The following is a 13786-nucleotide window of genomic DNA, read 5'->3' on the forward strand; positions in this document are numbered from 1 at the left end:
TTCATTATCAGAAGGTATCAGAAAATTCTGCTCGATGAGGGGATCGACGCATGCCTAATGCATTCGAGGACGACAGCCGAGACTATCTGGCACTGCGCAATGATGAAGAGCAGTATTCGCTCTGGCCGCACGATATCGCCGTTCCCGACGGCTGGCACGTCGTATACGGACCCGCGGACCGGGCGAAGACCATCGACTACATCGAAAACACCTGGTCGGACATGCGGCCGAAGAGCCTGCGGGAGGCGATGGCCGCCCACGGCGGCACGTCGGCATGACCTGACGACGTGCTGATCGAATGGCACTTCGATGGCCGACCGGCTGGAAAGCGCTGCGATTGAGAGTCGTCATTCTCGATGTCAACGAAGCGGGGGATACCTGTGAAGGTAGATGTGAAGGACCGGGTCAAATTTGTTCGCTGGCCTGCGGAAAGCAATATCCGCGAGCAATGTAAGGTGCGGGGGCATCTTTGTCTTCTGGTGGTCGAGCACGGCGCTTCACCGCCGGAGCATCTGAGCCTCCACGAGGACTGGGTGCGCCCGCCCATTGTCCAGGAAGACCTCCAGGCCCGACTGCGCCAGCTGGCCGATCGGGCCGTTCTCAAGTCGAAGCCTGTGCTGGACCCGGCAGGGATCCTCTACTTCAAGGACTCGTCCGTCACGCTGTCGTTGACACAATGCGAAATGCTCGCTCCGCTGGTGGCGCAATACGGCGAGATAATCTACCGGACTGAATTACGCGAGATCCTCGAACATTCCGGTTCCAGCTCGTCCAGTAATGCCCTGGACCTTCATGTGATGCGGCTGCGCCGGCGTCTGCAGCTCGTCGGCCTCGCGGTACGCAACGTCTGGGGACGCGGTTTCGTCCTGGAGCCCATCTAGAGCCCATCGAGAGCCCGGGTCGACCCGGGTTGATTCGTCGGCAGTCGGGCCGGGCGGTCGGGCGGTCGGGCAGACGATCGCGCCACCGACCCGTGCCGGACCGCCGGCGAATCAACGACTCAGCACAGGGGCGATCGGCCGGCGACGGTCACGACGTCGCGACGCTGAGACCGATGTGCGCCTGACTGCGCAGATCACGCAGCTCCGCGAACGGCAGGGTGCAGTGGCTGATCAGGTAGTTGGCTCCCGTCGTGCCGCCCGTTCCGGCATGGTTGCCCATCACCCGCGTGATCAGGCTGATGTGACTGACCTGCCAGCGCCAGTAGCCGTTGCCGACGTCGAGCAGGGCTTCGATGATCCGGTAATAGACGTCAGCCTCGATGCCCCGCCGGGCCAGGTCGGAAATGATGTGCCCCGACCTGGCCACCCATGCGACGAACGACTCGTACAGGGGACCGTCCTGCTCGGCGTTGCCGATGAGGTGCGCCAGCCGGTGGAACTGCTTCGACTGCGCACCGCTCGCCGTTCCGAGGTACTGCCGGAACATGGCGAAGTCGCGCAGGGGCAGCCGGTCGAGGGCGGTCAGCTGAGTGCTCAGCAGGCGCATGAGTTCCCCGGCGCGCTGCAGGAGATCGACGATCCATTCCGCGTTGGACGTGTCGTCCGTGGTCGTGAAGGTATCGATGGCCGCTTCCAAATCGGCGATGATCTGCGTGAGCCACAGTTCGCTCGCCTGGTGCGCAATGATGAAGAACTGCTCTGACAGCACAGTGGACTTCATGGCCGCGGATCCGGCAGAGCGAGGATTCTGGAGGGACAGCAAAGTATCAAGTTCGAGGTAGTTCTGATACTTCAGTTCGTCGGTCACTTTGATTCCCTCTCTCCGTGACGAACTCGAGCGTATGGCGCGCCCCTACGGTCGGCGCGGAAGGTGCTGCGCAAGAAGGCGACGGCCGGACTCGCGGAGTCGCCCCCGACGGCCCGTGACCGGGGGCATCCGTACGACGGCTGCGCCGAACCGGTCGGTCAGTGGAGCAGCGTTGCCAGGCCCTGGCACATCATGGAGTGATCGGCGGGCCCATGAGCTTTCGGAGAAAGAGTTCTTTCACGGCCCGGTGGGCCGCCGGAGCCGCGTGTCATCGTCGACGACTGTTGCCCGTTGCGTCTGCTCTCCCGGTGGGCCGGCCAGGCGCACGACCGGTGACGCCGATATATGAGACTCGGGAAGAACGCGGCGGGTTGCCGTACTCGCGAACAATATCGCGCCCTATTCATGCTGGAACTCTGTGTCGGAGGCGGAGCGGAGTTGAACACTGTTTCGGACGTATTCGAGTCCGTGGTTGCCACGTCGGGAGATGCCCCCGCGGTCGTCTTCCAGGAGACCGTCGTTGACTATTCCGAGTTGAACGCGAGCGCGAACCGCCTCGCCCGACGGCTGATCGCCGCCGGCGTCGGGCCGGACTCGCTGGTCGCGGTCGCGGTGCCCCGGTCGTCACAGCTGATCGTCGCGGTGCTCGCCGTGCTGAAGGCGGGCGGCGCGTACCTGCCGCTGGACCCGAGCTATCCGGCCGAGCGCCTCGCGCACATGATCGTGGACGCCCGGCCGTTGCTGCTGCTGCGCACGGCAGACGTCGCCTCACCCGGCCTGGACGTCCCCGAGTTCGTGCTCGACGACTCCTCCTTCGTCGCCTCGTACGCGCAGGAGCGCGGCGACGACATCGCCGCCGACGAGCGTCTGGCGCCGCTCACCCCGGCCCATCTGATGTACGTGATCTACACCTCCGGTTCGACCGGAGTCCCCAAGGGGGTCGCGGTCAGCCACGCCGGCGTGGCGGATCTGGTCTCGACCCAGGCGAAGCTGTACGGGGTCGGTCCCGGCGACCGCGTCCTGCAATGGGCCTCCTTCAGCTTCGACGCCTGGTTCTGGGACTTCACCCTGGCGCTCCTGCACGGTGCGACGCTCGTGATGGCCGAGCAGCACGCCCTGCTGCCGGGCGAGTCGCTGCGCGAGACCCTCCTGAAGTACGACGTGAACCACGCGGTCCTGCCCCCCGTGGCCCTCGGCATCACCGAGAGCGAGGGCCTGCTGCTCGGCGGCACGATCACCTCCACCGGCGACGTCTGCACCGGTTCCCTGGCCGAGGAGTGGTCCAAGGGCCGGAGCCTGTTCAACGCCTACGGCCCCACCGAGGTGACCGTCGGCGCGTCGATCGGCGGACCGATCGAGGGCGTCCAGGAAGAGGTGACCATCGGGACGCCGTGGGACGGCGGCGCGGTGTACGTCCTCGACGAGAACCTGCGTGACCTCCGCGACGGCCGGGAGGGCGAGCTGTTCCTGGCCGGAACCGGAGTGGCCCGCGGATACCTCAACCGTCCGGGCCTCACCGCGAGCCGGTTCGTCGCCGATCCGTACGGACCGCCCGGGAGCAGGATGTACCGCTCGGGCGACCGGGGCCGGCACGAGCCCGACGGCGCGCTCTACTTCACCGGCCGGATCGACAACCAGGTGAAGGTCCGGGGCTTCCGCATCGAGCTCGGGGAGATCGAGACGCGGCTGGAGACCCACCCCGCCGTGGAGATCGTCGTCGCGGCCGTGGGCGGTGAGGACGTCTCCACCGAGCACATCGTCGCCTACGTCAAGACCTCGGCGCGGCACGCCGTCTCCGAGGCGGAACTGCGCGAGTACGCCCGCCGCGCCCTGCCCGAGCACATGGTTCCGTCGAGCATCGTCCTGCTGGAGCGCTTCCCGACGCTGCTGAACGGCAAGGTCGACCGCAAGGCGCTCGCCGAGCGGGCCCGGCGCGCCACCGCCGAGGCCCCCGACGCGGCGGCGGCCGACGCGGCGGCCGCGGACGACGCCGGTGGCGCGGGCGACGCGACCTCCTACGAGCAGATCCTGTGCCGCATGGTGAAGGAGACGCTGAAGATCGGCGCAGCGGCTCCGCAGGACAACTTCTTCGATCTGGGCGGCCACTCGGTGCTCGCCGCGCAGTTGGTCAGCCGGATCCGCAAGGAACTGGGGCTGGCCGTGCCGATGCGATCGATGTTCGAGGCACAGAGCCTGGCCGATCTGGCGCAGGTCATGGAGCAGGTCGCGGAGCAGGCCGAGCAGGACTGACGTCGTCGTCGGCCTCATGACCTGTCGCGTCACTGCCCGACCCATGGCTTGGAAGACGACGCTACGGAGTCGATAGCGTGCAAGGGAGCTTGGAAATGTCATCGGAGAATGTTGACCGCGGCGCGGGAAGTCCCGTCGCCACGCACGCCGGGATGGACGCGGACGCGCTGCGCCGTGTGGTGTCCGACCTGCTCGGCATCGAGTTGACCACGGCGGACGACGACAGCAACCTCTTCGAACTCGGCTTGCAGTCGCTGGAGATGATGCGACTGGCGAATCGACTCAGCCGCGCCGGTTCCGAGGTCACGTTCGCGCAGTTGTCCGACGACCCGCGGCTGGAGGCATGGTTCGGCCTGCTCACCCCAGGCGACGACGCGGGCGCCGGCGCCGAGGCCGTCGCGCTGCCGCAGCCGCGGACCCCCGCGCCGGAGCAGGCGGCGCAGGCGGACCAGGACGACCGGGCGGACCGGCCCTTCCCGCTCACCCCCGTTCAGCAGGCCTATCTGATCGGCCGGGCGGACGACGAGCCGCTCGGCGGCGTCAGCTGCCACGCCTACCTGGAATTCGACGCGCGGCAGGTGGACCCGCAGCGTCTGGAGACGGCCGTGCGGGCCCTGATCGCACGGCATCCGATGCTGCGGGTGTCGTTCGCCGACGACGCCACCCAGCAGGTCATGCCGCAGTCGTCGTGGCCCGGCGTGACCGTCCACGACCACCGCGGGCTCGCGGGTGACGACGCGGCGGCAGCGGCACTGGCCCTGCGCGAGCGGCTCTCGCACCGGCGCCTGAACGTCGACCGGGGAGAGGTCATCGACGTCCAGGTGAGCCGGCTCCCCGACGCGGTGGACCGGCTCCACTTCAACGTCGACCTCCTGGCTTCGGACCTCGCCAGCATCCGCGTGCTGCTCACCGATCTGGCCGCCCTGTACGACGACCCCGGCGCCCTCGACACCCTCACCTACACCTTCGGCCGCTACATCGAGGACCAGGACGCGGTGCGCGGCCCGGAGCGCGAACGGGCGCGCGCGTACTGGCAGGAGAGGCTGCCGTCGCTGCCGGGAGGGCCGAAGCTGCCGCTGGCCGTCGACCCCGAAGCGGTCGTGGTACCGAAGTTCGTCCGCCGCTCCTGCGGGCTCACGGCCGACGAGTGGCGCACCATGGAGCGCCGGGCGGGCGAGGCGGGCCTGACGCCCTCGGTGGTGCTGGCCACGGCCTTCTCCATGGTGCTGGCCCGGTGGAGCGGCGACGAGCACTTCCTGCTCAACCTGCCGCTGTTCGACCGCGACCTCGACGCGCACCCCCAGATCAACCGCATCGTCGCCGACTTCACGGGCCTGGTCCTGGTCGAGGTCGACCTGGCCGGCGGCGGCAGCTTCGCCGCCTTGGCCCGCGCGATGCAGAAGCAGATGCACGAGGGCATCGGCAACTCCGCCTACTCCGGCGTCGACGTGCTGCGCGACTTCAACCGCGCCGATCTGGACGCGCCCCGCACGGCGCCCGTCGTCTTCGCGTGCGACCTGTCGGCGCCCCTGGTGCCGGACGCGTTCGCGGACCGCTTCGGCGAGGCCACGTGGATGATCTCCCAGACCCCGCAGATCTGGCTCGACCACCAGGTCTACCGCACCCGCGACGCCGGTGTGCTGCTGGTGTGGGACGCCGTCGAGGAGCTCTTCCCGGCCGGGGTGCTGGACGACATGATGGCGGCCTACGAGGCCCTGGTCCGCGGCCTGCTGGCCGGCGAGTGGGACACCCCGCTGCCGCAGATGCCGCTGCCCGCCGCCCAGCGGCGCCAGCGCGACGCGGTCAACTCCGCCACGCGCACGATGACCGAGAACCTCCTGCACACGGCGTTCTTCGAGCGCGCCGCCGAGCGCGCCGGGCAGCCCGCCCTGCTGTGGGGCGAGCAGGAGGCGATGGCCCACGACGAGCTGGCGCGGCGCGCGCTGGCCGTCGCCGGCGCACTGGCGCGGCGCGGGGTCGGCCGCGGCTCGTATGTGGCCGTGACCGCCCCGAAGGGCGCCGAGCAGATCGCGGCCGTGCTCGGGGTCCTGGCCGCCGGCGCCGCGTACGTGCCGATCGGCGTGGACCAGCCGGACGAGCGACGCGCCCGCATCCTCGAACTGAGCGGCGCCCAGGTGGTCCTGGACGGCCGCGGGACCCCGCAGCCGGCCCCGGCCGGCATCGAGGTCCTGACGATCGACGAGGCGATGCTCGCGGCGCCGCTGGGCGCACCGGTCGCCGCCGACCCCGACGACACCGCCTACGTGATCTTCACGTCCGGGTCGACGGGCCTCCCCAAGGGGGTCGAGGTCAGCCATCGCGCCGCGGTCAACACCGTCGAGGACGTCAACGAGCGGTTCGCCATCGGGTCCGAGGACCGGGTGCTGGCGGTCTCGGCGCTGGACTTCGACCTCTCGGTGTGGGACGTCTTCGGATTCCTCGCGGTGGGCGGCGGCGCCGTCCTGGTGCCGGAGTCCGGCCGGCGCGACGCCTCCGAGTGGCTGGCCCTGTGCCGGCGTCACGGGGTGAGCGTCTGGAACACCGTCCCGGCCCTGCTCGACATGGTGCTGACCGCGGCCGACGGGGCCCCGCTCCCCGCCACGATGCGTCTGGCCCTGCTGTCCGGCGACTGGATCGGGCTCGACCTCCCCGAGCGGCTCGCCCGCGCGTCCGGCGGCCGATGTCGTCTGATCGCACTCGGCGGCGCCACCGAGGCCGCCATCTGGTCGAACGCGTACGAGGTCGACGCGGTGCCGGACGGCTGGCGCTCGGTCCCGTACGGCAAGCCCCTGCGGAACCAGAAGTTCCGCGTGGTGGACGGCCGCGGCCGGGACTGCCCCGACTGGGTGCCCGGCGAGCTCTGGATCGGCGGCAGCGGCGTGGCCCTCGGCTACCGGGGCGACCCGGAGCTGACCGCGACCCGCTTCCCCCACCTGGGCGGCGAGCGCTGGTACCGCACCGGCGACCTCGGCCGCTACCGGCCCGACGGCAATCTGGAATTCCTCGGCCGCCTCGACCACCAGGTGAAGATCAACGGCTTCCGGGTCGAGCTGGGCGAGATCGAAGCCTGCCTGCAAGCGCATCCCGAGGTGGCGCAGGCCGTGGTCGTCCCGTTCACCGAAGGGCGCCGGGAACTGGTCGCCGCCGTGATCGAGCGCTCCTCGGCGCCCGACCCGGTACGGGAGCCCGCCGGGCGCACCGACGGGGCCGGACACCAGCACGCGTTCCTGCCCCCCGCGTCCGACGGCGCGACCCGGACCGATCCGCACCTGCACGAACACCAGCTGGTGGAGGCGCTGCTGGCCGGCGTCGTCGCGCCGCTGATCGCGTCCGGCGCCGGGGCGGCGCGCCCCGCGTCCGTCTGCGCCGAGCAGCGTCCGGTGGTGGACGTCTGGCTGGAGTACCTCGCCCAGCGCTCCGTACTGACGCGCGGCGCCGACGCGGCGTACGCGCACGGCCCCCGCTGGGGCGAGGTCACGGATCCGGCCTGGATCAAGCAGGCGCGCACCGCCACCCACGGCACGTGCCTCGAACCCGTCGCCACCGCGCTGGAATGGGCCGGACCGCTCTTCACGGCCATCGTCTCCGGCGAGGCCGACGCCACCGCACTGCTGGACGATCCGGTACTGGCCCCCGAGGCCCTGGCCGACCTGATGCCGGGCGCCGCCGAATGCCTCGCAGCCGTCGCGCACGAGCTGCGGGCGGCGCGTACCGCCGACGACGGCACGCCACCCGCCGTCGCGGAGTGGGACGTGGTCAGCGGCCGAGGAACGGCGAGGCTGCTCGCCGCACTCGCCCCGGACACGGTCGCGTACACCCTGCTCGGCTCCTCGGTGCCGGCGCTGGCCAAGGCCCAGACGCTGCTCGGAGAGCAGGGGCACGAGACGCACACCGCACTGCAGGGCGCCGCCGCGATCGCCGCACAGCACGTCCACGCCTTCGACGCCGTCGTGGCGAACAACGTCCTGCACCGGATGCCGGACCCCGAGGCGGCCCTGGCCGCCATGGCGCTGCTGCTCGTGCCGGGCGGACGCCTCTACCTGCTCGAACGCGAACACCCGACGCCCCTCGCGCTGGTCACCGCCCTGCCGCTGGAGGCGCGCGCGGGCCGGTTCGAAGAGGACCGGCCGGCCTCCGCCTGGCTGTACGACCGCGAGCGGTGGGCGCGGGCCTGCGCCGACGCCGGACTGGGCGAGGTACGGGTGCTGCGCGGCGAGACCACCGGCGAAGTCCTGCTGACCGCGGACCGGCCGGCGACGGCCCAAGGCGTCGACGGCGAGCGGTTGCGCCAGTGGGCGGCGCAGAAACTGCCGGAACACATGGTTCCCGCCCACTTCGCCGTGCTGCCCGCACTGCCGCTGAGCAGCAACGGCAAGGTCGACCGGCGCCAGATCCAGACCGTCCTCGAACAGTCCGTCGACCGGCCCCGAGACGTCGGCGAGCCGCCGCGGGGCGCCACGGAGGTCTTCGTCGCCGAACGGTGGACGAAGCTGCTCGGCCTGGACTCGGTGGGCCGCGACGAGAACTTCTTCCGGCTCGGCGGCGACAGCCTGCTCGCGACGCGCTTCGTCGCCGAGGTCCGGGGGGCCTGGGCCATCGACCTGCCCATGCGCGAGGTCATGCGGACCCCGACCGTCGCGGGGCTGAGCGTGCTGATCGACGAGCTCGTGGGCGCCGCCGGTGCGGGCCCGGACGGCGGCTGGGACAACGGCGACGAATGCGAAGAGGGTGCGGTGTGAACGCCAACGACCTGCTCGAAGAGTTTCGAAGCGCCGGCATCCGACTGTGGCGTGAGGGCCAGCAGCTGCGGTTCCGCGCTCCGCGCGGCGTGATGACCGACCAGCGTCTGGCCGACCTGCGCCGCTGCAAGGCGGAGCTGCTGGCCGTCATGGCCGACACCACCGCGAGCCCCGGCGAACCGGTGTGGCAGGCCCACCCGCAGGAGCGTGAGCAGCCCTTCCCGCTCACCGACATCCAGTCGGCGTACCTGTTCGGCCGAAACTCGGCCTTCGACTACGGCGGCGTCTCCTGCCACATCTACCTGGAGTTCGAGTACCCGGCGGACCTGGACCCCGACCGGCTGCAACGGGCCTGGGACGGCCTGGTCCAGCGCCACGACACCTTGCGGACGGTCATCTGCGAGGACGGCACCCAGCGCGTCCTGCCCGTGCTGGACGACACCCGCATCGAGACCGCCGATCTGCGCGGAGCGCCCGCCGACACGGTCGAGAAGGCCATCGGCCAGGTACGCGACGAGCTGTCCCACAAGGTGCACCCCGCGGGCGAGCGCCCCATGCACGAGCTGCGCCTGACCCTGGCCACCGACCGCAGCGTGCTGCACGTGTCGGTGGACTTCATGGCCCTGGACTGGCTCAGCCTGCAACAGGTGCTGACCGAGCTGGACCGCCGCTACCAGCAGCCGGACTGCCAACTGCCCCCGGTGGACGCCACCTTCCGGGACTACGTGCTCGCCGAACGACGGCTGCGCGACACGCCGCAGTACGAACGCGACCGCGCGTACTGGTGGAACCGCATCGACGAGCTGCCCGGCGCGCCGGCGCTGCCGCTGCGCGACGACCACGACCCCGCGACGACGCCACCGCTCTTCCGCCGTCTGACGACGACGCTGGAAGACCGCGTGTGGCAGTCGCTGAAGGCGCGCGCCGCCGAGCACGGCATCACGCCGGCCAACGCGGTGCTGGGGGCGTACGCGGAGACGATCGGCCGCTGGAGCAGCGCCGAGCGGTTCTGCATCGGGCTGCCCGTGCTCAACCGGATCCCGCTGCACCCGCACGTGGACCGGCTGCTCGGCGACTTCACCTCGCTGAGCCTGCTCACCGTCGAATCCGAGGGCCGGACGACCTTCGCCGAGCGGGCCCGCGTCCTGGGCGAGCGGATCTTCGACGACCTCGATCACCGGCTGTACAGCGGCGTGGAGGTGCTGCGCGAGCTCACCCGGCGCCGTGGGCGGGAGGCGGCGGCGCTGCCAGTGGTCTTCACCGGCAGCATCGGGGTCGGCGGCGGCGCGGTGTCGGCGGCGGGCCGCAAGGCGCGGCCCGTGTACGGCATCAGCCAGACGCCGCAGGTGTGGATCGACTGCCAGGTGGGCGACCAGTACGGCGGCCTGGACATCAACTGGGACGTGCGCGAAGGGGTCTTCCCCGACGGCCTGGTCGACGAGATGTTCGCCGCCTTCGAGGGGCTCCTGCACCGGCTGGCCCAGGACGACGCGCCGTGGGCCGCCGTGGATCCCCAGCCGCTGCCGCACCGGCAGCAGAGCCTGCGCGCCGCGGTGAACGCGACCCAGGCCCCGGTCCCCGACGGCCTGCTCCACGACCCGCTCGTGGCCTACGCGCGCGCCTTCCCCGACCGGGTCGCGGTGGTCGACCCGTCCGGATCGCTGACCTACGGGCAGTGGCTGGGCCGCGCCGCCCGGGTGGCCGAGGAGCTGCGGGCCGCCGGGTGCCGTCCCGGCGACTTCGTCGGCGTCCTGATCGACAAGAGCCGCGACCAGGCCGTCGGCGTGCTCGGTGTGCTCCTCGCGGGCGGCGTGTACGTACCGGTCGACCTCGGCCAGCCCCGCATCCGCCGCGACCGGATCCTCACCGACAGCGGCGCCCGGTTCGCCGTCGTCGCCGACGCGGCCGCCGCCACGCCGCCGCCCGGTGTCCGGGCGGTCGAGGTGGCCGGCGTGGAGCCGGTCCCCGTGGCCGAGATCCCCGAGGGGCCCGCGGTGGCGCCCGGGGACCTCGCCTACGTCATGCACACCTCGGGTTCGACCGGCGTCCCCAAGGGGGTGATGATCACCCACCAGGCCGCCGCCAATACGGTGCACGACATCAACACCCGCTTCGGCGTCGGCGACGGCGACCGGATCCTGGGCCTGGCCGCGCTCAGCTTCGACCTGTCGGTCTACGACCTGTTCGGCCCGACGGCCGTGGGCGCCACCCTGGTGCTGCCGGACCCCGCCCGCCGCGGCGACCCCTCGCACTGGGCCGCCATGGTGGCCGAGCACGGCGTGACGCTGTGGAACTCGGTCCCCGCGCAGCTCCAGATGCTGATGCACTACCTGGACGTCGAACCCGCCGACCTCGCCTGCCTGAGGCTGGCGCTGCTGTCGGGCGACTGGATCCCGCTGTCGCTGCCGGCCCACGCCGAACGCCACGTGCCCCAGACCGAGCTGATCAGCCTGGGCGGGGCGACGGAGGCGGCGATCTGGTCGATCTACCACCGCATCGAGACGGTGGAACCGCACTGGCGCAGCATCCCGTACGGCGCTCCGCTCGCGAACCAGCGCTTCCACGTGCTCGACGCCGCCCTGCGCGACCGGCCCGAACTGGTCGTCGGTGAGCTATACATCGCGGGCACCGGCCTGGCCACGGGCTACCTGGGCGACCCGGAGCGGACGGCGGAGCGCTTCATCCGCCACCCGGAGACGGCGGAGCCGCTCTACCGCACCGGCGACCTCGGCCGCTACCTGCCGAACGGCGAGATCGAGTTCTCCGGCCGCGCGGACCAGCAGATCAAGATCCGCGGACACCGGATCGAGCTCGGCGAGATCGAGGCAGTGCTGGGCGAGCACCCGATGGTGGGTACCTGCGTGGTGCTGGCCGCGGGCAGTGACGCCTTCGAGCGGGCGCTGATCGCCTTCGTGATACCGGCGCAGCAGCCGGCCGCCGTCGAGGGGGCCGAGCTCGTGCGGTGGGTGGCCGAACGGCTGCCCTCGCACATGGTCCCGGCGCGGGTGCGGATCGTCGAGACGCTGCCGTTGACACCCAACGGCAAGGTCGACCGCAAGCGGCTGCTGGACTCCGCGCCGGCGCCCGCCGCACCGCGGGGCGCGCCGTCCGAGCCGCCGCGGCCGGGCCTCGAACTGCGCATCGCACAGCTGTGGGCCGAGGTGCTCGGCGGCGAACTGCCCAGCCGCGAGCTGGGATTCTTCGACGCGGGCGGCAACTCGCTGCTGGCGGCCCAGTTCGTGGGACAGCTGCGCGAGCGCCTCCCCGAGGCCGCCGAGATCACCTTCGACGTGCTGCTGCGCGCCCTGCTGGACCAGCCCACGGTGGCCGGACTGGCCCAGCGGCTGCAGTCCGCCCCCGCGCCGGAGCGGGCCCCGGCGGCCACCGCGGCGACGGCCCGGCGCTCGCCGCTGGTCCCGCTGGCCGGATCGGGGCAGGGCCCGGTGCGCCTGCTCGTACACGACGAGACGGGAACCCTGGCGTCCTGCCAGGCGCTGATCGCCGAACTCGGCTCGGAAGCCCCGCTGTTGGGGCTCGTCGTACCCGAGGGCGCAAGCGCCCTCGACCTCGCCGCACCGGACCTGGTCGAGGAACTGGCCGCCGGCTACGCCCGCGAGGTGCAGGCAGCCGGACACGACGACGTCGACGTCATCGGCCACCGCCTCGGCGGCCCGATCGCCCTGGAACTGGCCCGCGCCCTGAGTGAGGCCGGCGTGAGCGTGCGGCAGCTGACCCTCGTGTCCGGCTTCGAGCGGACCACGCCGGCGGCCGCGGGCTACGATCCGCAGCCGTACGCGGGCGACATCACCCTCCTGCGCCCGGCCGAGCCCTCGCCGGCCGCGCCCGGCGCCGAGGACGCCGCCGGCTTCTGGGGCGAGGCGTGCCTGGGCGACCTGACGGTGGTCGACGTGCCCGGAGACCACCTCAGCTGCCTTGAGCCGCCGCACGTGACGCGGACGGCGGAGGCGATCGTGGCGCAGCGGGCGGGCCGCCGATGACGCGCGCGACAACGGGCCCGATGCGCGTCGTCGTCTGCGGGACGCGTTTCGGCCAGGTTTACCTCTCCGCCCTGGCCCAGGCCGCGCCCGACCGCTTCCAGCTCGCCGGCATCGTGGCACGGGGCAGCGCCCGGTCCGTCGCCCTCGCCGAGCAGTACGGCGTTCCGCTGTACGACAAGGTCGAGCAGCTGCCCGACGACATCGACGCGGCCTGCGTCGTGGTGTCGACCGCGGTCGGCGGCGGGCGGGGCGTGGACCTGGCCCAGGCCCTGCTCGAACGCGGGATCCACGTGCTCCAGGAGCACCCCGTGCACCCGACCGAGCTGGCGGACTGCCTGCGGGTGGCGCGCCGGACCGGGACCCAGTACCAGGTGAACACCTTCTATCCGCACCTCGAACCGGTCCGGCGGTTCACCTCGGCCGCCCGCCGGCTGATCCAGCAGCGCAAGCCGGTGTTCATCGACGCCATGTGCGCGGTACAGGTGTCGTTCGATCTGCTCGACATCCTGGCCGGGATCTTCGACGGGCTGCGGCCCTGGTCGGTCTCCCCGGTCGCCGGCCCCGCCGGTCGCCCGCTGGTCAGTGTGGAAGGGCAGATCGCGGGGGTGCCGCTGACGCTGCGGGTGGAGAACCGGATGCAGGCGGGGGACGACAGTTCGAGCCTGTTCCTGCACCGGATCACCCTCGGTACCGATGCGGGGAACCTGATGCTGGCCAACACCCACGGCCCGGTGATCTGGAGCCCGGTCCTTCGGATCGACGGCCGAGGTGTCACCGCGGACTACGTGGGTACGTCGGACACGCCGACCTGGGCGGGCGCCATGGACGAGGTGTGGGGGGAGGGGGTGCTGGCCGCCCTGGACGAACTGCGCGAGCGGGTCGACTCGGGCGTGGACCCGCTGCAGGGCAGCCAGCGCCATCTGACCGTCGCCCGCGCCTGGAAGGAGTTGACCGAGGCCCTGGGCTATCCCGAGGTCGCCGAACCGGATTCCGGGGACCCGTTGACCGTCGCCGATCTCGTCGGCCAACCGGAATCCGGACGTGTGTAGG

General features: G+C 71.6%; 8 protein-coding genes. 7 read left to right on the forward strand and 1 reads right to left on the reverse strand.

The features are described 5' to 3' along the window. Positions 1–50: 50 nt before the first annotated feature. Together AC07DU_RS19175 and AC07DU_RS19180 are read left to right on the forward strand one after the other, a co-directional pair. On the forward strand, positions 51–278 hold the full coding sequence (locus tag AC07DU_RS19175) for an MbtH family protein (protein ID WP_360892272.1): 228 nt from the start codon (positions 51–53) through the stop codon (positions 276–278). Between the two features lie 102 nt (positions 279–380). Then, positions 381–881 (forward strand): winged helix-turn-helix domain-containing protein, encoded by a 501-nt coding sequence (locus tag AC07DU_RS19180; RefSeq protein ID WP_360892269.1) that lies wholly within the window; start codon positions 381–383, stop codon positions 879–881. Between the two features lie 148 nt (positions 882–1029). Here the strand turns inward: AC07DU_RS19180 and AC07DU_RS19185 are convergent, their stop codons facing one another. Further along, a complete protein-coding gene (locus tag AC07DU_RS19185) occupies positions 1030–1749 on the reverse strand; it encodes a tryptophan 2,3-dioxygenase family protein (protein ID WP_479112513.1) in 720 nt (239 codons plus the stop codon). Between the two features lie 63 nt (positions 1750–1812). On the opposite strand from AC07DU_RS19185, the gene AC07DU_RS19190 reads away from it, so the two are divergent. From AC07DU_RS19190 to AC07DU_RS19210, 5 genes are all read left to right on the forward strand, one after another. Continuing rightward, positions 1813–1950, forward strand: coding sequence for a hypothetical protein (locus tag AC07DU_RS19190; protein WP_360892263.1), 138 nt, complete (start codon positions 1813–1815; stop codon positions 1948–1950). 204 nt (positions 1951–2154) lie between these two features. Continuing rightward, the gene (locus AC07DU_RS19195) at positions 2155–3999 is read left to right on the forward strand and encodes a non-ribosomal peptide synthetase (RefSeq protein ID WP_479032269.1); all 1845 of its coding nucleotides are present in this window, start codon (positions 2155–2157) and stop codon (positions 3997–3999) included. Between the two features lie 95 nt (positions 4000–4094). After that, a complete protein-coding gene (locus tag AC07DU_RS19200; RefSeq protein ID WP_479112515.1) occupies positions 4095–8738 on the forward strand; it encodes a non-ribosomal peptide synthetase in 4644 nt (1547 codons plus the stop codon). Then, positions 8735–12736 (forward strand): non-ribosomal peptide synthetase, encoded by a 4002-nt coding sequence (locus AC07DU_RS19205; RefSeq protein ID WP_479112517.1) that lies wholly within the window; start codon positions 8735–8737, stop codon positions 12734–12736. Before AC07DU_RS19200 ends, AC07DU_RS19205 begins: the two co-directional genes overlap by 4 nt. After that, entirely contained in the window at positions 12733–13785 is a 1053-nt protein-coding gene (locus AC07DU_RS19210) for a Gfo/Idh/MocA family oxidoreductase (protein ID WP_479112519.1), read from the forward strand. Before AC07DU_RS19205 ends, AC07DU_RS19210 begins: the two co-directional genes overlap by 4 nt. Position 13786: the final 1 nt, after the last annotated feature.

The organism is Streptomyces sp. NPDC045695 (assembly GCF_056432025.1).